The sequence below is a fragment of the Micromonospora sp. CV4 genome (assembly GCF_003667455.1).
Taxonomy (GTDB): Bacteria; Actinomycetota; Actinomycetes; order Mycobacteriales; family Micromonosporaceae; genus Micromonospora.
The window spans coordinates 1-22581 of sequence record NZ_RCVI01000251.1; the positions used below are offsets into that span (position 1 = coordinate 1).

The window sequence follows — 22581 nt, forward strand, 5'->3', positions numbered from 1 at the left end:
GGGCCGGGGCCGGTCGCGCCGAGCCCGTCCGCCAAGCCGGGTCCGCCCGGTGTGCCGGGCCGGCCCGGGCCGGCGGTCGAGCCGAGCCCACCCGGGCCGGCCGCTGTGCCCGGCGTACCGGGAGCGCCCGGGATGCCGGGCGGCGCGCCCGGGGCACCGGGCGTGCCGGGCCGGCCCACACCGACGGTCAAGCCGAGCCCGTCCGAGCCGGTCGTGGTGCCCAGCCCGCAGAACTGATCAAGGTCGGTCGGCCCGGGCGCTCCCCCGCCCGGCCGACCGGCAGGCGCTGCGGTGGCCGGCCAGGTCAGCCGGACCACCCGGTACGCGACGGTCGGAGATCCTGGTCACCCCGGTTTGGCAAAGACGGGCGGGGTCCGCCCACTCTTGGGCCATGACCGTCCACGGACACCCGACCGCCGTCGGCCGGAGCCTCGATCCGTCCGTGGACGAACGGGACGCCGCGCCACACCAGGCCCGCCCCACAGCGGGCGCGGTGCCGACGCACGCCAACCGTCTGCCGGCCCGTGAGCCGCGGGGGCGGCGATGAGCGCCGCGCTGGCCCGGGTCCCCGGGTCGCTCACCGGGCAGCTCGTCACACCCGGCGACCGCCGGTACGCGCACCTGCGCTCGACGTACACCACGACCGCGTCACCGGCCGGCATCCTGCTGCCGAAGAACACCGCGCAGGTCGTCGCCGCCATCCGCTACGCGCGCGAGCAGCGGCTGCCGATCGCGGTCCGCAGCGGCGGGCACGGGCTCTCCGGCGTCTCCTCCAACAACGGTGGCCTGGTCATCGACCTGTCCATGCTCAACCGGGTGCAGGTCCTCGACGAACGGTCCGGGCTGGTCCGGGTCGAGGCCGGGGCCCGCTGGGCGAACGTAGCCGCCGCGCTGGCGCCGTACGGCCTGGTCATCAGCTCCGGCGACTACGGCAACGTCGGCGTCGGCGGTCTGACCACCGGAGGCGGTGTCGGCTGGCTCGTCCGCTCGTCCGGCCTGACCATCGACCGCGTACGGGCGGTGGAGGTGGTGCTCGCCGACGGCACGGTGGTGCGCGCGGACGCCGAGCACGAGCCGGAGCTGTTCTGGCTGGTCCGGGGCGCCGGGGCGGGGGCGGGGATCGTGGTGGCGTTCGAGATCGAAGCCACCGAGCAGCGCAACGTCGGGGTGGCACAGCTGGTCGTCGAGGCGCACCCGGACGGCCGCACCGTCCGGGACTGGGTGGCCTACCTGGCGCAGGCGCCCCGAGAGCTGTCCGCCGGTGCCGTGCTGTACGCGGAGGGCCGGTCGGCTCTCCTGTCCATCACCGCCGTGGTCGCCGCCGAGAGCCTGCGCCGGGCCCGGCCCGTGGTGGAGCCGCTGCTGGCCATCGGGAAGCTGCTCGAACACCGGACCGACCTGCTGCCCTACCCGGCCCTGGTGCCGACCGCTCACCTGCACCCGAACGTCGGGCAGCAGCGGGGCACGACCACCAACGGCCTGTTCAGCGGGCTGGACGACGCCGGCGCACGGGCCGTGACGCGTGCGGTGACCGGGCCGGGTCGGGCGGTGGTCCAGCTCCGCTCGGTGGGCGGGGCGGTCAACGACGTCGCCCCCGACGCGACCGCGTACGCGCACCGCCACCAGAGCACCCTGGTCGTCGCCTCGGTGTTTCCTCCGCAGGGCGGCGCGGCGTTGGACTCCGCGTGGCGGGGCGTCGCGGGCCGGGCCGACGGCGCGTACGTCAACTTCGAGAGCCGGCCGGACCCGGCCGCGTTCGCCCGGATCTACCCCGGTGAGACCGGCGTCCGGGTGCGGCGGCTGTGGAAGCGGTACGACCCGGACGGCGTGTTCCGGTCGGCGCTGCTGACCGCCCGACCCGCGCGGTCCAACCAGTCCGCCCGGTCCGGGCAGCCCGCGCGGTCGAGTCAGCCCGCCCGGTCCGGGCAGCCCGCACGGTCCGGCCAGCCGCATCGGCGCCGCCGCTGACGGTCACCCGGCGCCGCCGGCCGGTCCCCGCACGCCCAGGTCCGATTCCCGCCAGCCGACTGCCCGGCGAGGGGGGCATCATCGGTGACGTGGAGATGGACTTCGAGCGGTGCTACCGGGCCGTGGACAGCCGTGACCAGCGGTTCGACGGCTGGTTCTACACCGGCGTGACGTCGACCGGGATCTACTGCCGGCCGTCCTGCCCGGCCACCACCCCCAAGCGGCACAACGTCCGGTTCTTCCCGTCCGCCGCCGCGGCACAGGGCGCCGGGCTGCGCGCCTGCCGCCGCTGCCGGCCGGACGCCGCACCGGGTTCACCCCAGTGGGACGTCCGCGCGGACGTGGTCGGCCGGGCGATGCGGCTGATCGCCGACGGGGTGGTCGACCGGGACGGCATCCCCGGGCTGGCCGCCCGGCTCGGCTACACCGAACGGCACCTGCACCGGATGCTGCGCGCCGAGATGGGCGCCGGGCCGCTCGCACTGGCCCGGGCCCAGCGGGCACAGACCGCCCGGATCCTGATCGAGACGACCGGCCTCGGGATGGCCGAGATCGCGTTCGCCGCCGGGTTCGGCAGCGTGCGGCAGTTCAACGACACGGTCCGCGAGGTGTACGCGATCGCCCCGTCCGAGCTGCGGGCTGCCCGTGGCCGACACCCGGCCCCGGCCGGGGCGGGGACGATCACGCTCCGACTGGCGTACCGTCCGCCGCTGCACGCCCAGGCGGTGCTGGACTTCCTCTCGGTGCGGGCGCTGCCCGGGGTGGAGGAGGTCCGCGACGGGACGTACCACCGGGGGTTGCGGTTGCCGCACGGCGCGGGCCAGGTGGCGCTGACCCCGGCGGACGGGCACGTCGCGGCGACGCTGCGCCTGGCCGACCTGCGTGACCTGGCGCCGGCGGTGGCCCGTTGCCGCCGGCTGCTCGACCTGGACGCGGACCCGGTCGCCATCGACGCCACGCTCGGCGCCGACCCGGCGTTCGCCCCGGCGGTCGCCGCCGAACCCGGCATCCGGGTCCCCCGTGCGGTGGACGGCTTCGAGCTGGCGGTGCGCGCCATCATCGGCCAGCAGGTCTCGGTCACCTCCGCCCGCACCACCCTCACCCGCCTGCTGGCCGCCCGTGACCGCGTCGACCCCGGCGTCGACGGGACGCACGGAGATCCCACCGATGACAGCGGTGCCCAGCCGGAAGGCCTTCGGGGGTTCCCCAGCGCGGAGGAGGTGCTGGGGGTGCCGGACGAGGGGTTCGGGATGCCGGTCGGGCGGCGGGAGACGGTGCGCGCGCTGGCGCGGGCGGTAGCCGGCGGGGAACTGGACCTGGCGTCGGGCGGCGACCGGGAGGAGACCGTCCGGCGGCTGCTGGCGTTGCCCGGCATCGGCCCGTGGACCGCCGGTTACCTGGCCATGCGCGCCTTCGGCGACCCCGACGTCCTGCTCCCCACCGACCTGGCGGTCCGACGCGGCGCGGCCGCGCTCGGCCTGCCGGACACCGCGAAGACCCTCGACGCGTACGCCGAACGTTGGCGCCCCTGGCGGTCCTACGCCACGATCAGACTCTGGAGAGCGGCATGAACATCGACAGCACCGTACTGAGCACACCGACCGGCCCGCTGAGCATCCTCGCCGGCCCGGACGGCGAGGTCCGGGCGGCCGGCTTCACCCCCGACCCGGCGGCGCTGCTGCCCCTGGTCCACCCCACCCTGCGGGCGCCCCTGCGACCGCGGGCCGACCTCGGGCCGGTGAGCGTGGCCGTCCGGTCCTACCTGGACGGCGACCTCACCGCCATCGACGCGGTGCCGGTGCGGCAGAGCACCGGTGGCGAGTTCATGGCGCACGCCTGGCAGGTGCTGCGCGAGGTCCCGCCGGGCACGCCGGTCACCTACACCGGGTACGCCGCGCTGGCCGGGCGGCCGCCGGCGGTGCGGGCCGCGGCGGCCGCCTGCGCCCGTAACGCGGTGGCGCTGTTCGTGCCCTGCCACCGGGTGCTGCGTACCGACGGAACGCTCGGTGGCTACCGCTGGGGGCTGGACGTGAAGAAGTGGCTTCTCGGTCATGAGCGGCGGTTGACAACAACCTGACACAAGCATCGACACCCATTGACGCTACCGTCGGGTAGTGCCTGTGGAGAGCGACGGCGACCGGGCCGCCCGGGTCGCCGCGGGCCCCCACCCCGTGCACAACCTCTGGCGGCTGCGCCGCTACCTGCGCCCGTACGCCTCCGAGTTCGCCTGGCTGCTGGTCGCCGGGCTCGCCAGCACGGCGGCCGGGATCGCCGTACCGCTGGTGGTGCAACGGGTGGTGGACGGGCCGGTGGCCCGGCACGATCCCGCCGGCCTGCTCCAGCTCGGTGGCCTGGCGCTGCTGCTCGGCGTGGTCGAGGCGGTGCTCATCTTCATCCGCCGGTGGGTGCAGTCCTCCTCGGCGGTGGGCATGGAGGCGGCGCTGCGCGCCGACGTCTACGCACACCTGCAACGGTTGCCGGCCAGCTTCCACGACCGCTGGCAGTCCGGCCAGTTGCTCTCCCGGATCACCAGCGATCTCTCGGTGATCCGGCGGTTCCTCTCCTTCGGCGTGTTCTTCCTGGTGCTCAACCTGACCACCTATCTGGTGGTGGTGCTGCTGCTGATCAACCTGCATCCGGCGCTGGGGCTGCTTGTCGCGGCCAGCGCGGTGCCACTGCTGCTGATCAGCCGCCGGTTCGGCCGGCACTACCACGCCGCGTCCCGCCGGATGCAGGACCAGCAGGGCGACGTGGCGACCGTGGTCGAGGAGACCGCGCAGGGCCTGCGCACCATGAAGGCGTACGGCCGGGGTGTCGAGCTGGCCGCCCGCTTCGCCGGCGGCGCCCGGACGCTGCACGACACCGGCGTGGGCAAGGGCCGGCTGCTGGCCAACACGGCGGCGCTGCTCGACCTGGTGCCCAACCTGACCCTCGGCGTGGTGCTGGTGGCCGGGGCCGCCGCCGCCGCGCGGGACGTGCTCACCATCGGCGAGCTGGTCGCGTTCGTCAGCCTCCAACTGATGCTCATCTGGCCGGTGCAGTCCCTGGGTTGGATCATCGCCAACGGCCAGGAGGCGGCCACCGCCGCCGACCGGATCCAGGAGGTGCTGGACACCCCGCCGAAGATCACGGACGCCCCCGGCGCGCTCGCCCTCCCCCGCGACGCGGTCCACGGCCGACTCCGTTTCGAACGGGTCGCGTTCCGCTACCCGGGCACGGCCACGCCGGTGCTGCGCGAGATCGACCTCACCATCGAGCCGGGCGAGACGCTGGCGCTGGTCGGCGCCACCGGCTGCGGCAAGAGCACACTGCTCTCCCTGGTGCCCCGCCTGCACGAGGTGACCGGTGGCCGCATCACCCTGGACGGGCACGACCTGCGCGAGCTACGGCTCGACTCGCTGCGCCGACTGGTCGGGGTGGCGTTCGAGGAGCCCACGCTCTTCTCCATGTCGGTCCGGGAGAACCTCACCCTGGGGCGCCCGGACGCCGGCGACGACGAGGTACGCGCCGCCCTGGCGCTGGCCCAGGCCGACTTCGCGTACGACCTGCCGTGGGGGTTGGCCACCCGGGTGGGTGAGCAGGGGTTGTCTCTCTCCGGAGGCCAGCGCCAGCGGCTGGCGCTGGCAAGGGCGGTGCTCGGTCGCCCGGCGCTGCTGGTGCTGGACGACCCGCTGTCCGCCCTCGACGTGCACACCGAGGCGCTGGTCGAGGCGGCGCTGCGGCGGGTGCTGCGAAACAGCACCGCGCTGCTGGTGGTGCACCGGCCGTCGACGATCGCGCTGGCCGACCGGGTGGCCCTGCTCGACGGCGGGCGGATCACCGCGATCGGCCGGCACTCCGACCTGCTGGCCACCGTACCGGCCTATCGGGCCCTGCTCGCCGCCGAGCCACCGGCCGGGCAGCCACCGCCGGCCGGAGCGGCCGGGCCGACGGCGCCCACTGCGGACGGACGGGGGCTGGTGCGTTCGTGAGTGTGCCGGAGCAGGCCGATCCGCCCGGGGAGGAGCCGGAGGTGACCCGCTGGCGCGGAACGGCCACCGACCCGGAGGCCGACCGCAGCCAGGCCGAGGAAAGCACTCCCGAGGCGGTCGCCCGGCTGCGCCGGCACAGTCGCTCGCTGCTGGCCGATCTGCTCCGCCCGCACCGGAGGCGGCTCGCCGCCGCGGTCGGTCTGCTGCTGGCCCAGAACGCCGCCGCCATGGCCGGCCCGTACCTGGTGATGATCGGCATCGACCGGGCCATCGCGCCGCTGCGGGCCGGAAACCCCGGCCCGCTGGTCGCCGTCGCCGGGGCGTTCGCCGCCGCGGCGGTGACCGAGTACGCGGCCCGGCGCGGCTTCCTCGCCCTGTCCGCCCGGATCGGCCAGGCCGTCCTGCTGGACCTGCGGCAGCGGGTCTTCGGGCACTTCCTGCGACTGTCGGTGGGTTTCCACGAGCGGTACACCTCCGGTCGGATGGTCTCCCGGCTCACCAGTGACCTCGACTCGATCGCCGAGCTGGTCGACGGCGGGATCGACAGCCTGGTGCTCGCCGGGCTGTCGATCCTGTCGGTGGCCGCCATCCTGCTCTGGCTGGACCTGCCGCTGGCCGCGGTGACGCTGCTCGCCTTCCCGTTCCTGTTCTGGCTCTCGCGCTGGTTCGCCCGGGCGTCGGCCAGCGCCTACCGGCGGACCCGGGAGGCGGTCGCGCTGGTCATCGTCCACTTCGTCGAGTCGATGCGGGGCATCCGGGCGGTGCAGGCGTTCCGCCGGGAGGCGCGTAACCAGCGGATCTTCGTGGCGCTCGGCGAGGACTACCGGTCGAGCAGCCTGCACGCCTTCCGGCTGATCGCCACCTACTCCCCCGCGATCAAGCTGATCGGCAACGTCACGGTGGCGGTGGTGCTCTGCTACGGCGGCTGGCGGGTGCTCGGCGGGCGGACCGAGGTCGGGGTGCTCGCCGCGTTCCTGCTCTACCTGCGCCGCTTCTTCGAGCCGATGCAGGAGCTCAGCCAGTTCTACAACTCGCTCCAGTCGGCCACCGCCGCGCTGGAGAAGCTGGCCGGGGTACTGGACGAGCGGCCGGCGGTCGCCGAGCCGGCCAGGCCGGTGCCGCTGCCGACCGGCGCGGGCCGCGGCGAGCTGACCTTCGGGGCGGTCTCCTTCGGCTACCGCGCGGACACCCCGATCCTCGCCGGACTGGAGTTGACCGTGCCGGCCGGGCAGACCGTCGCGCTGATCGGGCCGACCGGCGCGGGCAAGTCGACCATCGCCAAGCTGGTGGCCCGGTTCCACGACCCGGACGCCGGCACGGTCCGGTTGGACGGGATCGACCTGCGCGACGTGCGCGACACCGATCTGCGCCGCGCGGTGGTGCTGGTGACCCAGGAGAACCACCTGTTCAGCGGCACCGTGGCGGAGAACATCCGGTTCGGCCGGCCGGACGCCGACGACGACGCGGTGCGGGCCGCCGCCCGGGCGATCGGCGCGCACGAGTTCATCGCCGCGCTGCCCGAGGGGTACGGCACCCAGGTGCACCGGCGCGGCGGACGGCTCTCCGCAGGGCAGCGGCAGCTGGTCGCGTTCGCCCGGGCGTTCCTCGCCGACCCGACCGTCCTGGTCCTGGACGAGGCGACGTCCGCACTGGACGTGCCGACCGAGCGGATGGTCCAGCGGGCACTCAGCACCATCCTGCGGGACCGGACCGCGTTGGTGATCGCGCACCGACTCTCCACCGTGGAGACCGCCGACCGGGTGCTCGTCCTCGACGGCGGACGGATCGTCGAGGACGGCCCGCCCGGCCAGCTCGCCGACGCCGGTGGCCGGTACGCCGCCCTGCACCGGCAGTGGCGGGAGTCGCTTCTGTAGCTACAATCACGGCTCGTCTATCTCGGTTTCGCCCGGTGCGGTCGGCAACGACGGCTGCTCTGTTCCGGCCGGGCACCGACGAACGCACGGGGAGGGCACGGGGGTGCGCACACGGGGACGCATGATCGTGGCTGGGCTGGCTGTCGCCGGTCTGGTCGGGGCCACTGTCGCGGTGACCAGTGGGGACGCGGCCGAGCGCCGCGCGGTGACCGCGGTCGCGGCGGAGGAGGGGCTGGGCAGCGCGACAGCCAGCGAATCGACCGTACCGCCGGGCGCGACCGCGTCCGGTGCAGCCGCGCCCGGTGCAGCGGCGACCGCACCGCGGACGAGGACCGCGACGGAGTCGAAGGCCGTCTCCGGGCCGGTACGCACCCGACCGGCCAAGGTGGTGGCTGAGGCGGCGCCCGCCTCCGTCGCGTACCTGCGGGACCGCTACCGGATCTCCACGACCGAGGCGGCCCGCCGGCTCGCCCTCCAGGAGCTTTCCACGCCCCTGGACGCGCGGCTGACCGAGCAGGTCCCGCACTCGTACGGCGGCATGTGGCTCGACCAGGCGGCCGGTGGCGTGCTCACGGTCGGAGCAACCGACGTCGCGGCGGTCCAGGCGGCCGTGGCCGACGTACCGGACCGGACGCACGTCCGGGTGGTCGCCGTGCGACACACGCTGAGTCAGCTTGCCGAGGCCGCGGCCGGTGTCGCCGCCGCGCTCGACGCGTCCCCCGGCTCGGACGTGGTGGTGGACCAACAGGCCAACGAGGTCGTGGTGCTCACCGGCGACCGGATCGCGGCGGACGAACCGCGCCTCGCCGAGGCGCGCCGCGCCGCCGGGGTGCCGACCCGGACCCAGGCCCGGACCCCCGCGACCAGCGTGCAGAAGGCGTGCGACCCCCGCTACTGCCCGCAGGCGCCGATGCGCGGCGGCATCCGCCTGGACGTGCCGCGCGACGACGGCACCGTCGGCGGCTGCACGACCGGCTTCAACCTGATCGTCGGAGTGCGCGAGGCGTACGTGCTGACGGCGGGGCACTGCGTCGTCGGCGGACGGCACCAGCAGGTGGACCGGACCTGGCACCAGTTCCTCGGCCCGAAGGTGCCGGTGAACGTGGAGTCGCCGAACCCGAGCCTCGCCGAGAACGCCTACCCGTACGACTACGCGATCATGCCGTACCAGACCGGGGCGCTCTCCCGATGGGCGTACCCGCGGGGCGCCACCTCGGGGCCCAGCCTGGTCAACTACTGGTGCGTTTCGGACAACAAGCAGTGCGCCACCCGCGGCAGCCGGGACGTGCCGATCACCGGCTACGTGCCGTGGAGCGCCATCCAGACCGGTTGGGTGGTCTGCGCGACCGGGTCGGCGTACACGCCGAAGGCCGGTGAGCAGTACGTCGACTCCGGCGCCGGCGCTGGCTACGTGCCCGGCACCCGGTGCGGCGAGATCACCGGCAAGAGCAGTGGTGGCATCGACGTCCGGATCTGTGCCCGGCCGGGAGACAGCGGCGGCCCGCTGTTCACCGAGGCCGACGGCAAGGCGCTGGGCATCCTCTCGAACGGCGACCCGGGGCAGGGGGCCTGCACCAACCCGAACGAGCGGAACTCGTACGCCCCGGTCTCCACGATCCTGGAGCGGGCGAACGCCCGCAGCGACGGAAGGCTGCGGATCCGGCTGGCCACCTCCGGCCCGGTGGCGGGGCCGGTCGCCCGGTGACGGGGAGCCGACCGGCACCGGCCGGTCGGCTCCCCCACACGAAATCCGTCGTGGCGCGCGGCTTAACCCGTGGCCCGGCCGTTGGCCCCTGCCTACGATCGCAGGATGACCGAAACGGCGAGGACGGCCCGCGCCGGCGTTCCCGAGCGTCCGACCCTGGACGGGCTCGAGGAGAGCTGGGCGCGCCGCTGGCAGGAGGAGGGCACGTACGCGTTCGACCGCTCGAAGAGGCGTGCCGACGTGTACTCCATCGACACCCCGCCGCCGACCGTATCGGGCGAGCTGCACATGGGCCACGTCTTCTCGTACACGCACACCGACACCGTGGCGCGCTACCAGCGGATGCGTGGCAAGGCGGTCTTCTACCCGATGGGTTGGGACGACAACGGCCTGCCCACCGAGCGGCGGGTGCAGAACGTGTACGGGGTGCGGTGCGACCCGTCGCTGCCGTACGACCCGGTGTGGCGGCCACCGGCGACCCCGGTCGACGACGCGGCGCGCCGCGACCCCACCCCGATCTCGCGGCGCAACTTCATCGAGCTGTGCGAGCGGCTGACGGTCGCCGACGAGCAGGTCTTCGAGGCGCTCTGGCGGCGGCTCGGGCTCTCCGTGGACTGGTCCCTGACGTACACCACGATCGGCCGGGTGGCTCGGGCCACCAGCCAGCGGGCGTTCCTGCGCAACCTGCACCGGGGTGAGGCTTACCAGGCGGAGGCGCCGACGCTGTGGGACGTCGGCTTCGCCACGGCGGTCGCCCAGGCCGAACTGGAGGACCGGGAGCGGCCCGGCGCCTACCACCGGCTGCGGTTCACCGGGCCCGGCGGGCGGGAGGTGCTCATCGACACCACCCGGCCCGAGCTGCTGCCCGCCTGCGTGGCGCTGGTCTGCCATCCGGACGACGAGCGGTACGCCGACCTGGTGGGCGGCACGGCGCGCAGTCCGCTGTTCGGCGTCGAGGTGCCGGTGTACGCGCATCCGCTGGCCGACCCGAGCAAGGGCACCGGCGTCGCGATGGTCTGCACGTTCGGCGACCTGACGGACGTGACGTGGTGGCGTGAGCTGCGGCTGGACACCCGAGTGGTGCTCGGCAGGGACGGCCGGCTGCTCCCCGAGCCGCCGGCCGGGGTGCCGGCGCAGCCCTACGCGGCGCTGGCCGGGCAGACCGTCAACGGCGCCCGTCGGGAGATCGTCGGAATGCTCGCCGACGCGGGCGACCTGATCGGGGAGCCGCGCCCGATCACCCATCCGGTCAAGTTCTACGAACGGGGCGACCGGCCTCTGGAGATCGTCTCGACCCGGCAGTGGTACGTGCGCAACGGCGGCCGGGACGACGATCTGCGGGCGACGCTGCTGGCGCGGGGCGACGAACTGCACTGGGTGCCGGCGCACATGAAGCACCGCTACGACCACTGGGTGGCCGGCCTGACCGGGGACTGGCTGGTCAGTCGGCAGCGCTTCTTCGGGGTGCCGGTGCCGGTGTGGTACCGGCTCGACAACGCTGGCGAGCCGGACTGGTCCCAGCCTCTCACGCCGGACGAGTCCGCGCTTCCGGTCGATCCATCCACCGATCCGCCGCCCCACTACGACGAGTCGCAGCGTGGCCAGCCGGGTGGCTTCGTCGGCGACCCGGACGTGCTGGACACCTGGGCCACCTCGTCGCTGACCCCGCAGATCGTCGGCGGCTGGGAGACCGACCCGGAGCTGTTCGCCCAGGTCTTCCCGATGGACCTCCGGCCGCAGGGGCAGGAGATCATCCGGACCTGGCTCTTCGACAGCGTGGTCCGGTCGCACTTCGAGCACGGGGTGCTGCCCTGGCGGGACACGGTGCTCTCCGGCTGGATCCTCGACCCGGACCACAAGAAGATGGCCAAGTCCAAGGGGAACGTGGTCACCCCGCTGGCGTTGCTGGAGCAGCACGGCTCGGACGCGGTGCGCTACTGGGCGGCCAGCGGCAAGCCCGGCATGGATCTGGCGTTCGACCCGGCGCAGATCAAGGTCGGCCGGCGGTTGGCCACCAAGCTGCTGAACGCGTCGAAGTTCGCGCTCGGGCTGGGAGCCGCGGACGCGCTGCGCACCCCGGCGACCGCGCCGCTGGACCGGGCCATGCTCGCCGAGTTGGCCACCGTGGTCACCGCGGCGGGCACCGCCTTCGACTCCTACGACCACACGGCGGCGTTGCAGGCCACCGAGGCGTTCTTCTGGCGGTTCTGCGACGACTACATCGAGCTGGTCAAGGAGCGCGCGTACGGCACCGGCGCGCCGGCCGACTCGGCCCGGGGCGCGCTGGCCTCGGCGCTGTCGGTGCAGTTGCGGCTGTTCGCCCCGTTCGTGCCGTACGTCACCGAGGAGGTCTGGTCCTGGTGGCGGTACGGCTCGGTGCACCGGGCGCCCTGGCCCACCACGCACGAGGTGGCCCGGATGATCGAGGGGACGGGCGAACCGGCGCTGCTGCGGCTGGCCGGGGACGCGCTGAGCCAGGTGCGGCGGGCCAAGTCGGAGCGGAAGCTGTCGATGAAGGCGGAGGTGCCGCTCGCCGAGGCGCTCGGCCCGGCGGCGCTGCTGGACCAGCTCACCCTGGTCGCCGACGACCTGCGCGCGGCCGGCCGGATCGGCAAGCTCGACCTGCTCCCGGACCGCACCCCGGAACTCGTCATCGCCTGCGCCTTCTGACCGGGACGGAAGGTGCCCTTCGCAGGGAGGGCACCTTCCGTCCCGGTCACCAGCCGCGCAGGAAGCGCAGGCCGAGCAGGAACGAGACCACCGCCGGGCCGACCAGCAGGGTGATCGCCTGGAGCCGGTACGGCATCCGGTGCCGGGTCAACTCCACGGCGTTGCCCAGCACGATCGCCCCGGCCAGCATCAGGAACGCGCCCCACCACCCGGTCTCCAGGTGGATCAGATCCGCCCGGATCAGTTGCAGGGTCAGCCCGAGGAGCGCACCGGTGAGCGCGAGCAGGGCCACCGCCCGGTGCAGGCCACGGGCCAGCGGATGGGCCGCCCGCCACAGGTAGGTGCCGGCGATCGCCAGGCAGGGCAGCACCACCAGCACCGGCCAGCCCCGGCTCATCACACCGAACATCAGCAGGGCGCCCACCGCGAACACCAGCGTGCCGACGCAGGCGATGACGTACCCGGCGAAGGCCGGGCCACCGCGGCGGGCCAGCAACGGCCCGCCGCTGGCCGCGATCAGCGCGCCCGGGATCAGGATGAACCCGGCCCACCAGTGGAACCGTCCGCTGCCCTGGGCGGCCGTCGCGACCGTGGCGCAGGCCAGCCCGGCGACGGCCAGGCTGGTCAGCCAGGGCCGGCTGCTCCGGGAGTACGGCTCAGCCAACGACGTCCGCTCCACTTCGACGCTCACGCCCACCAGCCTGGCCCGCGGCGCCCCTGCCGGTCCATCCGGCCAGCCCTACCGCCGAGCGGTGGCTGGCCGGAACAGCACCGCGCACCCGGTTCAGCTCGTCTCGCCGGCAACGCTGAACGAGCGCAGGCGGTCGACGGCCAGCACGGTGAAGCCGATGCTGATCAGCGCGGTCATCACCGACGCCACCGACACCGACACCGTGGTCTCCAGCAACCCGGTGGGGGCGAGCCGGTCGGCGAGGGCGATCACGTACTGCTGAATGGAGAGCACCTTGGTGCCGCTGACGAAGTTGCCCAGCAGCCCCTCCCAGATCAGCACGTAGACCAGGCCGAGGAGGACCGGCCGGCGGGTGACCAGGCTGAGCGCGAGGAACAGCGCCGAGTACGCCAGCGCGCCGAGCGCCGCCGCGGCGGCCAGCGCCAGGCCGAGGCGTACCGAATCGGCCAGGACGCCCGCGACGTAGAGCGGCACCGCGACGGTGACCGCGGTGACCCCTGCGGCCACCGCGAGCTTGGGCAGGATGATCTGCCAGCGCGGCAGCGGCTTGGTCAGGATGTGCACCACCGTGCCGTCGTCGATCTCCGCACCCAGCACCCCGGTGCCGATGATCAGCGACACCACGGGCAGCACGACCGCCAGCCCGAGGCCGACCAGCACCGCCGGGCCCCACTCGCCCGGGTCGACGCCCAGCGACCGGCAGAGCACGGCCAACCCCAACAGCACCAGTGGCAGCGGGAGCAGCAGCAGGAACCGACGGCGGCCGAACAGCCCGCGTGCGGTCATCCAGGTAATGGTCGACATGTTCTCAGGCCTCCACCAGGTAGGAGAAGACGCTCTCCAGGGACTCGTCGGACGGCACCAGCTGGCGCACCCGGATACCTCGGTTCAGCGCGATCCGGGGCAGCGCCCGGGTGAAGGCGCCGTAGTCGCCGGCGCGCACGGTCAGACCCGTACGGTCCAGCTCGACGCCGCTCACCGACGGTTCGGCGATCAGCGCCACGGCCAGCGCCCGGTCGTCGGTGGAACGCACCGCGAAGACATGCGGGCGGTTGGTCATCAGCCGGCGGATGGTCCGGAAGTCGCCGGAGGCCGCCAGTCGACCGGCCACCATCACCTGCACCGTCCCGGAGACCTGCTCGACCTCCTCCAGGATGTGCGAGCTGAACAGGATCGTGCGGCCGTCGTCGCCCAGGGTGTGCAGCAGCTGCATCATGTGCAGTCGCTGGCGTGGGTCCATGCCGTTGAACGGCTCGTCGAGCAGCAGCACCTGCGGGTCGTGCACCAGCGCGGCGGCCACCCGGGCCCGCTGCCGCATGCCCTTGGAGTAGGTGCCGATCCGCCGGTCCTGAGCGGACTCCAGCTCCACCAGGTCGATCGCCCGCCGTGCGGCCGCCGCGGGATCGGCCAACCGGTGCAGCTTGGCGCTGGCCAGCACGAACTCGTACGCGGTGAGGTAGCTCTGCACCGCCTCCCGCTCGCTGACCAGCCCCAGCCGCCGGTAGACGTCGGGGTTACGCCAGGTCGGCTCGTCGTCGAGGGTGACCGTGCCACGCGACGGGGACAGGAAACCCGCCATCATGTGCAGCAGCGTCGTCTTGCCGGCGCCGTTCGGACCGAGCAGCCCGGTCACCCCCGCGCCGAGCGTCATGCTGATGTCGTTGACGGCGACCACGTTGCCGTACCACCGGGACACCCCGGCCAGGCTCAGCGTGCTCATCAGGAGGCGACCTTCCGGTAGCGGGCCAGCAGGAGGGCGGTCGCGCCGGCGACCAGCACCACCGCGGCGAGGGCATAGACCGGGCCGAACCCGCCGATCGACAGGCCGCCCTGATCGCCCTCGCCCAGCAGCAGGTCACCCAGCGACCAGATGCCGACCCCCTGCACGAGCGAGGAGGGTGAGGCGAGCCCGGCCAGCTCGTTGGCGGTGCGCGACGGCAGGATGCTCAGCACCCCCACGATCGGGGTGGTCATCAGGAAGACCGCGACCACGCCGCCGGCGGCGAAGGCGCGCTTGCCGGTCAGCGACGCGACCAGCAGCCCGACCGAGGCGAAGACCACCGCCCACAGCCCGGCGTAGAGCAGCCCGGGCAGCAGGTCGAGCAGCTCGTTCCAGACCCCGCGCATGCCCTCCTTGGTGGTGAACGCGGCACCGAGGAACATCACCAGCTGCGGCCCACCGAGCAGCAGCCAGAGCGCGGTGACCAGCGCCAGCAGCTTGGCCAGCGCGTAGTCGGAGCGGGGCAGCGGCCGGGAGAAGTACAGCGGCAGGACGCCGCTGCGCAGGTCGCGGGAGACCAGCTCCGGTGCGGCCACCGCGACGAAGAAGAGGACCAGCCAGCTCATCGAGTCGGCGAACTGGGCGTACGTGGCGACCGGCTCGCCGATCTGGCTGCGTACGGCCGCCAGGGCCACCGCGACCAGGGTGACGATGCCGACCACCAGCCAGGGGAAGATCTTGGCCTTGGCGCTGCGTCCGAACCCGAACGTGGTGCGCACCCCGTGCAGGTAGAGCGCGCCGAAGACGTGCCGGCGGCCCAGTCGTGGGCCGTCGTAGCGCTGGTAGCCGATGTCGTGGATGACACCGGTCGGCGTGGAGCGCATCGCTGTGGTCGACGGCTCAGGCATGGGACAGCTCCCTCGTGGCGAAGAGTTCGGCCACCCGGTGCCGGCGCTGGTCCAGTCGGTGCAGTGGCAGGTCCAGTTCGGCGACCGCGCCGAGGATCAGGTCGTAGGTGCTGTCGTCGGCGAGCGGTACGAGCAGCAGCCGGCCGTCGCGCGCCACCGGCAGGTCGAGCGCGGCGAGCCGGGCGGCCAGCTCCTCGGTGCCCTCGCTGACCTCCACGGCGAGCACGTCGGTGGCCGTGGTCATGGCGGAGATGTGGTCGGCGCGCAGCAGCCGACCGCCGTCGATGGCGATCAGCGTGTCGCAGATCCGTTCCACCTCGCCCAGCAGGTGCGAGCAGACCAGCACGGAGATGCCGAACTCGGTGCCGATGCGGTGCACCAGCGCCAGCATGGCGTCCCGGCCGGCCGGGTCGAGGCCGTTGGTCGGCTCGTCGAGCAGCAGCAGGTCGGGGTCGTGCACCAGCGCCTGCGCCAGCTTGACCCGCTGCTTCATGCCGGTGGAGTAGCCGCCGACCGGGCGGTAGCGCTCCTCGTAGAGCCCGACGTGCCGCAGCGCCTCGGAGGCCCGCTCGCGGGCCGCGGTGCGCGGCAGGCCGCTCATCCGGCCGAGGTGGGTGACCAGCTCGGCGGCGGACAGGTCGGGCGGGAGGCAGTCGTGCTCGGGCATGTAGCCGACCCGGGCGCGGACCGCCGCCGGGTCGGCGGTCGGGTCGATGCCGAGCACCGAGACCTGACCGCTGGTCGGGGCGATCAGGCCGAGCAGGATCTTGATCAAGGTGGACTTGCCGGCGCCGTTGGCGCCTACCAGGCCGATGATCCCCGGCTCTACGGCGACGGTGAGGTCGGCGAGCGCGGTGACCCGACCTCCGTACGTCTTGGTGAGCGACTGGGTCGCGATCAGTGTCACGGTGCCAGCGTAGGGAGTCGATGCGCACCTCGGACACCGGCGCGCCCCCGGCACTCCCCTGATCCTCGCGGCGGTCGACCCCTAGGGTGCGTTTCCGCGCCCGGTGTCGCCGCCGACCTGCCGCCGCTGCGACGGTGGGTCACCGGATCCCTTCCGTCGAGCCGTCCGCCCGGGTCGTGGAGTGGCGGCCTCGACCGATTGACGGTCGGCTGCGAAACTGTGTGCCGATCAGCGAGTGGGGGGTGTGGATGAGCAACGGTTGGGTGCTGCCCGACGAGGTGCTCCGGGACGCGCCGGCGTACACGCCGCGTCTGGGCGAGCTCGCAGATCTTGAGCTGCTGCTGACCGGGGCGTACGCCCCTTTGACCGGCTTCATGACCCGCGCCGACCTGGTCTCGATCAGCCGGCGTGGTCGACTGGCCGACGGCACGCCGTGGCAGGTGGCGGTGACCCTCCAACTGCCCGCCGCGCTGGCCCAGGGCTTCGATCCGCGCGATCCGGCCCGCCGGGCCCTGGTGCTGACCGACGGCGAGGGCGCGCCGGTGGCCGCAATGGACGTGGCGGACGTCTGGCCGGTGCGCGATGGCGTGGCCGGGGTTGGCGGTCAGGTCCGCCGACTGGGTGACGGTGGACACGGCCCGTTCCAGCGGCTGCGCCGCAGCCCGGAGGAGGTCCGCGCGCTGCTGCCGCCGGGCCGGGTGCTCGGGGTGATCGCCGACCGGCCGTTGCACCGGCCGCAGCTCGCGCAGATCGCCCACGCCGCCCGCACCCTGGCCGCGCACCTGCTGGTGATGATTCCGGTCGGTGATGGTGGCGTCGCCGGGCTCCCGCCGGAGGCTCTGGTGCGCAGCATCTTCGCCGCCCGGGACCGGATGCCGCCGGCCACCCTGGTCGCGGTGCCGTTGTCGCACCGGCGGGAGGAGATCGACGACGCGCTGCTGCGCGCCCGGGTCTCCGCCGCGTACGGGGTCACCCACCTGCTCTCCACCGGGGAGATGCTCTCCGGCGCCGGGCTGCGGGTGCTGGTGCCGCGGGAGTTGGCGTACGACAACCGGGACGGGCAGTGGCGCTGGCGCGAGGACATCCCTCCGCGCAACCGTCGTCTCGCGCTGACCCAGGACGAGATCGACGACCTGCTGGACCGGGGCTTCCCGCTGCCGGAGTGGCACACCCCGCCGGCGGTGGCGAAGGAGCTGGCCCGGGCCCGGCCGCCGCGCCGGCACCGGGGGCTGGTGGTCTTCCTGACCGGTCTCTCCGGTTCGGGCAAGTCGACCATCGCCCGGGGTCTGGCGGACGTGTTGCGCGAGAGCGGCGACCGGACGGTGACCCTGCTCGACGGGGACGTGGTGCGCCGGGAACTTTCCGCCGGGTTGGGCTTCAGCAAGACCGACCGGGATCTCAACGTCCGGCGGATCGGCTGGGTGGCGGCCGAGATCGCCCGGCACCACGGGGTGGGCATCTGCTGCCCGATCGCCCCGTACGCGGCGGCCCGCGCCACCGCGCGGGAGATGGCCCTGGCCGCCGGGGCCGGTTTCGTGCTGGTGCACGTCGCCACCCCGCTGGAGGTGTGCGAGCAGCGGGACCGCAAGGGCCTGTACGCGCGGGCCCGGGCGGGCCTGCTCACCGGCATGACCGGCGTCGACGACCCGTACGAGATGCCGACGGACGCCGACCTGGTGGTGGACACCTCCGACCTGAGCGTGCCGGAGGCGGTGCAGGCCGTGCTGCACCACCTGACCGAGACCGGCTGGGTGGAGATCAAGACTCCGTCCGCCTGAGCCGATGCGTACCCCGTTCCTTCCACCGCTGCCGGCTACGCGCTAGTGTTCATCTTTGTTGGAACACGTTTGACCGCGTGAGAGTACGTGGACCCGGGAGGCACGGCGATGCTCGCTCAGCAGCGGCAGGCGGCCATCCTGGAGCGGGTCCGGTCGACGGGCGGCGTCCGGGTGACCGAGCTGGCCACGGAGTTCGCCGTCTCCGACATGACCATCCGGCGCGACCTGGAGGCGCTGCACGAGCGCGGCCTGCTGGCCAAGGTGCACGGCGGCGCCACGGCGACCGGCCCGAGCTCGACCGACGAGCCGGGCTTCCACGCCAAGTCGGTCCGCCAACTGCCCGAGAAGGCCGCCATCGCGGACCGGGCGGCCCAGCTTGTCCGGCCGGGTGCCGCGGTCGCGCTCTCCGCCGGCACCACCACCGCCGAGCTGGCCCGAAGGCTGGTGGACGTGCCCGGCCTGACCGTCGTGACCAACTCGCTGCCGGTGGCCGAGATCCTGCACGCCGGCGGTCGGCCGGACCAGACGGTGGTGCTCACCGGCGGCGTACGCACGCCCTCGGACGCGCTGGTCGGCCCGCTCGCGGTCGGCGCCGTCCGGACGCTGCACCTGGATCTGCTCTTCCTCGGGGTGCACGGCATCAGCGAGCGGGCCGGCTTCACCACCCCGAACCTGATGGAGGCGGAGACCGACCGGGCGCTTGTCGCGGCGGCGGACCGGCTGGTGGTGCTGGCCGACCACAGCAAGTGGGGCACGGTGGGCATCTCCTCGATCGTCGAGCTGGCGGCGGCACACGTGCTGGTGAGCGACGACCAGTTGCCTCCGCCCGCGCGACGGGTACTCGAGGAACAGGTGGGCGAATTGATCATCGTGAAGGCGACGGGGCGGGCCGCATGACGCGCACGCCGACGAGTGAGGGGACGGCGCCGTGAAGCGCACCGCGATCGACCTGGCCGACGGCCGGGAGCTGATCTACTTCGACGAGCGCGACGACGCCGTACGCGACCAGCCGGACCGTCGGGACCTCCCGCCGCCGCCTCCCGCGTCCCAACTGCGCTACGACCCGCTGACCGACGAGTGGGTGGCGGTCGCCGTGCACCGGCAGACCCGCACCTTCCTGCCGCCGGCGAACGAGTGTCCGCTCGATCCGTCGGTGGGCGACCGGCTGACCGAGATCCCGGCCCCCGACTACGACGTGGTGGTCTTCGAGAACCGTTTCCCGTCGCTGAGCGGCCGGGTGGCCGACGAGCCCGGGGAGATCACCCCGTTCACGCCGGTCCGGCCCGGCCTCGGCCGGTGCGAGGTCGTCTGCTTCACCTCGGACCACAACGCCTCCTTCGCGAGCCTCCCCCCGCGCCGGGTCCGCACGGTGCTGGACGCGCTCGCCGACCGGACCGAGGTGCTCGGCGAGCTGCCCGGCGTGGAGCAGGTGTTCTGCTTCGAGAACCGGGGCGTCGAGATCGGCGTCACGCTGCACCACCCGCACGGGCAGATCTACGCGTACCCCTTCGTGACGCCGCGCACCCGGGCGCTGCTGGCCGCGGCACGCCGGCACGCCGAGCGGACCGGCGGGGGCAACCTCTACGCGGACGTGCTGGCCGCCGAACGCGCCACCGGCGACCGGGTGGTCGCCGAGAACGAGCACTGGACGGCGTTCGTGCCGGCGGCGGCCCGCTGGCCGTTCGAGGTGCACGTGGCGCCGCGCCGCGTCGTGCCGGACATCCCGGCGCTCAGCGACAGCGAGCGGGACGCCTTCGGGCCGCTCTACCTGGACCTGCTGCGCCGCTTCGACGGGCTGTTCGACATGCCGATGCCGTACATCGCGGCGTGGCACCAGGCGCCGGTGCGGATCGATCGCGAGCTGGGCCACCTGCACCTTCAGCTGTTCAGCATCCGGCGCGCCCAGGACAAGTTGAAGTACCTGGCGGGCTCCGAGTCCGGCATGGGTGTCTTCATCAACGACATCTCCCCCGAACGCGCCGCCGACCTCCTGCGCGCCGTCTGAGACAGGCCGGACACAGGGCGCGGGGGGCCCGGGACAGGGCCCCCCGCAGGGAAGGGACGGCTGGCTGTGCACGACACAGCCGGGAAGGCTGGCTGATCGGCACGCATGCCGCGGGTCGACCGCGGTCAACCTTCCTGGACGCGACTGGCATCTCGTCCACCCTGGTCAACGAGGCGCGCCGGCCGGGGTGACGCGGGCGGGGTGTCGGCCGCGGACACGCCGGAGCCCGCCGGCGGGTGCCGACGGGCTCCGTTCCTGCGGTACGCCTGGATCAGGCGGCGATCCTGCGGGCCAGGTTCTCGTCGAGCGCGTTCATGAACTCGTCGGTGGTGAGCCACGGGGCGTCGCGCGAGATGAGCAGCGAAAGGTCCTTGGTCATCTGGCCGCCCTCGACGGTGTCGACGATGACCTGCTCCAGGGTGTTGGCGAACTCGGTCACCGCCGGCGTGCCGTCCAGCTTGCCCCGGTGCGCGAGGCCCCGGGTCCAGGCGTAGATCGACGCGATCGGGTTGGTCGAGGTCTTCTCGCCCTTCTGCCACTGCCGGTAGTGCCGGGTGACCGTGCCGTGGGCGGCCTCGGCCTCGACGGTACGACCGTCCGGGGAGAGCAGGACCGAGGTCATCAGACCCAGCGAGCCGAAGCCCTGCGCGACGGTGTCCGACTGCACGTCACCGTCGTAGTTCTTGCAGGCCCAGACGTAGCCGCCCTCCCACTTGAGCGCGGCGGCGACCATGTCGTCGATCAGCCGGTGCTCGTAGGTGATGCCGGCGGCGTCGAACTCGGCCTTGAACTCGTTCTCGAACACCTCGGCGAAGATGTCCTTGAACCGGCCGTCGTACGCCTTGAGGATGGTGTTCTTGGTGGACAGGTAGACCGGGTAGTTGCGGTCCAGGCCGTACCGGAACGAGGCCCGGGCGAAGTCCCGGATCGACTCGTCGTAGTTGTACATGCCCATGGCGATGCCGCCGCCGGAGAAGTTGGCGACCTCCATCTCCATCGGCGCGCCGCCGTCGGCCGGGGTGTAGGTGACGGTCACCTTGCCCGGGCCGGGCACCACGAAGTCCGTGGCCTTGTACTGGTCACCGTGGGCGTGCCGGCCGATGATGATCGGCTTGGTCCAGCCGGGGACCAGACGCGGCACGTTGGACATGATGATCGGCTCGCGGAAGACGACGCCGCCGAGGATGTTGCGGATGGTGCCGTTGGGCGACCGCCACATCTTCTTCAGGCCGAACTCCTCCACCCGGGCCTCGTCCGGGGTGATGGTCGCGCACTTGACGCCGACGCCGTGCTCCTTGATGGCGTTGGCGGCATCGACGGTGACCTGGTCGTCGGTCTCGTCGCGGTGCTGGATCGACAGGTCGTAGTAGTGCAGGTCGACGTCGAGGTAGGGCAGGATCAGCTGCTCCCGGATCTGCTTCCAGATGATCCGGGTCATCTCGTCGCCGTCGAGCTCCACGACCGGGTTGTTTACCTTGATCTTCGCCATCGGCCGGCGCTCCTCTCGGGGGACACGTGCTCAAGCAGTACGAGCGTACTGGAAACAGGCCGGCAGCTCCCAGCCGGCCTCGGCCGACCGGCGGAAACCGGGCTGCACGGCGCAGAAATCTCCTGGCATCATCGCCCGATGCCACTGAGCCGCACCCTCGGGTCTATCACGGTCACCGCCCTCACCGACGGGGAGGGTCCCTTCTTCCAGCCCCGGGCGGAGGCGTTTCCGCACGCCACGGCCGCGCACTGGCGTGAGGCCGACCGGCGCGACCCCAGCTCGGTGACCGCCGACGGGCAGTGGTGGCTACCGTTCCGCAGCTTCGCCGTCCGGCTCGGCGACGGGCCGGTGACCCTGGTCGACGCCGGGATCGGCCCGGCCGACGCGCCCGCCGCGACCTGGGCGCCCGTGCCCGGTCGACTGCCCGCCGAACTGGCCGCCGCCGGCATCGACCCGGCCGACGTCGACACGGTCGTGCTGACGCACCTGCACAGCGACCACATCGGGTGGGCGGTGACCGGCACGCCGGGCCGGCCGTACTTCCCGAACGCGACCTACCTGCTGCAACGCGCCGAGCTCGACGCGGCGGGAACGATCAACCCAGGCTTGCCGGCCGGCCTCGTCGCGCCGTTGCGCGCCGCCGGCCAGCTCCGGGTGGTCGACGGCGAGACAACCCTCACCCCGGCGGTACGCCTGCTGCCCACCCCCGGGCACACCCCCGGTCACCAGTCGGTGCTCCTGACGGCGGCCGACGAGCGGATGCTGATCACCGGTGACCTGCTGGTCCACACCGTGCAACTCGTCGACCCCACCCTCTCGTACGCCCACGAGGAGGACCCGGAGACGGCCCGCAAGTCCCGGGGGACCCTGCTCCGCACCCTCACCACCCAGGGCC

17 protein-coding genes and 1 pseudogene are annotated in these 22581 nt (G+C 73.4%); 12 read left to right on the forward strand and 6 right to left on the reverse strand.

Annotation, left to right across the window (positions count from 1 at the left end):
• The 8 genes and pseudogenes from EAD98_RS31550 to valS all read left to right on the forward strand — a co-directional run.
• Positions 1-237 (forward strand): annotated as a pseudogene (locus EAD98_RS31550) (hypothetical protein); the annotation flags it as partial.
• 306 nt (positions 238-543) lie between these two features.
• Complete coding sequence (locus tag EAD98_RS13480; protein WP_121654390.1) at positions 544-1968, forward strand: FAD-binding oxidoreductase; 1425 nt, start codon at positions 544-546, stop codon at positions 1966-1968.
• Positions 1969-2057: 89 nt separating this feature from the next.
• Entirely contained in the window at positions 2058-3539 is a 1482-nt protein-coding gene (locus EAD98_RS13485) for a DNA-3-methyladenine glycosylase 2 family protein (protein ID WP_121654391.1), read from the forward strand.
• A complete protein-coding gene (locus tag EAD98_RS13490; RefSeq protein WP_121654392.1) occupies positions 3536-4045 on the forward strand; it encodes a methylated-DNA--[protein]-cysteine S-methyltransferase in 510 nt (169 codons plus the stop codon). Before EAD98_RS13485 ends, EAD98_RS13490 begins: the two co-directional genes overlap by 4 nt.
• A 37-nt stretch (positions 4046-4082) precedes the next feature.
• On the forward strand, positions 4083-5939 hold the full coding sequence (locus EAD98_RS13495) for an ABC transporter ATP-binding protein (protein WP_121654393.1): 1857 nt from the start codon (positions 4083-4085) through the stop codon (positions 5937-5939).
• On the forward strand, positions 5936-7813 hold the full coding sequence (locus tag EAD98_RS13500; protein ID WP_121654394.1) for an ABC transporter ATP-binding protein: 1878 nt from the start codon (positions 5936-5938) through the stop codon (positions 7811-7813). Before EAD98_RS13495 ends, EAD98_RS13500 begins: the two co-directional genes overlap by 4 nt.
• Positions 7814-7940: 127 nt before the next feature.
• A complete protein-coding gene (locus EAD98_RS13505; protein ID WP_147457382.1) occupies positions 7941-9518 on the forward strand; it encodes a trypsin-like serine protease in 1578 nt (525 codons plus the stop codon).
• Between the two features lie 105 nt (positions 9519-9623).
• Positions 9624-12188 carry a valine--tRNA ligase gene (valS, locus tag EAD98_RS13510; RefSeq protein WP_121654396.1) on the forward strand — a complete coding sequence of 855 codons (2565 nt, stop codon included), beginning with the start codon at positions 9624-9626 and terminating at the stop codon, positions 12186-12188.
• A 46-nt stretch (positions 12189-12234) separates the two neighbouring features.
• On the opposite strand, the gene EAD98_RS13515 is transcribed toward valS, so the two are convergent.
• The 5 genes from EAD98_RS13515 to EAD98_RS13535 form a co-directional block, all read right to left on the reverse strand.
• Entirely contained in the window at positions 12235-12879 is a 645-nt protein-coding gene (locus EAD98_RS13515; protein WP_121654404.1) for a hypothetical protein, read from the reverse strand.
• Positions 12880-12972: 93 nt separating this feature from the next.
• Positions 12973-13683, reverse strand: coding sequence for an ABC transporter permease subunit (locus EAD98_RS13520; RefSeq protein WP_121654397.1), 711 nt, complete (start codon positions 13681-13683; stop codon positions 12973-12975).
• Between the two features lie 4 nt (positions 13684-13687).
• A complete protein-coding gene (locus tag EAD98_RS13525; protein ID WP_121654398.1) occupies positions 13688-14599 on the reverse strand; it encodes an ABC transporter ATP-binding protein in 912 nt (303 codons plus the stop codon).
• Positions 14599-15507 carry an ABC transporter permease gene (locus EAD98_RS13530; RefSeq protein ID WP_233578791.1) on the reverse strand — a complete coding sequence of 303 codons (909 nt, stop codon included), beginning with the start codon at positions 15505-15507 and terminating at the stop codon, positions 14599-14601. Before EAD98_RS13530 ends, EAD98_RS13525 begins: the two co-directional genes overlap by 1 nt.
• Positions 15500-16414 carry an ABC transporter ATP-binding protein gene (locus EAD98_RS13535; protein WP_121654400.1) on the reverse strand — a complete coding sequence of 305 codons (915 nt, stop codon included), beginning with the start codon at positions 16412-16414 and terminating at the stop codon, positions 15500-15502. Before EAD98_RS13535 ends, EAD98_RS13530 begins: the two co-directional genes overlap by 8 nt.
• A gap of 248 nt (positions 16415-16662) precedes the next feature.
• On the opposite strand from EAD98_RS13535, the gene cysC reads away from it, so the two are divergent.
• The 3 genes from cysC (at position 16663) to galT (ending at position 20197) form a co-directional block, all read left to right on the forward strand.
• Positions 16663-18192: an adenylyl-sulfate kinase gene (gene cysC, locus EAD98_RS13540; RefSeq protein WP_121654405.1), complete on the forward strand. Its 1530-nt coding sequence runs from the start codon at positions 16663-16665 to the stop codon at positions 18190-18192.
• A gap of 108 nt (positions 18193-18300) precedes the next feature.
• Positions 18301-19089, forward strand: coding sequence for a DeoR/GlpR family DNA-binding transcription regulator (locus EAD98_RS13545; RefSeq protein ID WP_121654401.1), 789 nt, complete (start codon positions 18301-18303; stop codon positions 19087-19089).
• A gap of 31 nt (positions 19090-19120) precedes the next feature.
• On the forward strand, positions 19121-20197 hold the full coding sequence (gene galT / locus EAD98_RS13550; RefSeq protein WP_121654402.1) for a galactose-1-phosphate uridylyltransferase: 1077 nt from the start codon (positions 19121-19123) through the stop codon (positions 20195-20197).
• 271 nt (positions 20198-20468) lie between these two features.
• On the opposite strand, the gene EAD98_RS13555 is transcribed toward galT, so the two are convergent.
• Positions 20469-21686 (reverse strand): NADP-dependent isocitrate dehydrogenase, encoded by a 1218-nt coding sequence (locus EAD98_RS13555; RefSeq protein ID WP_121654403.1) that lies wholly within the window; start codon positions 21684-21686, stop codon positions 20469-20471.
• A 138-nt stretch (positions 21687-21824) separates the two neighbouring features.
• On the opposite strand from EAD98_RS13555, the gene EAD98_RS13560 reads away from it, so the two are divergent.
• Positions 21825-22581 (forward strand): MBL fold metallo-hydrolase (locus EAD98_RS13560; protein WP_147457383.1); only part of this gene is annotated, 757 nt, incomplete at its 3' end.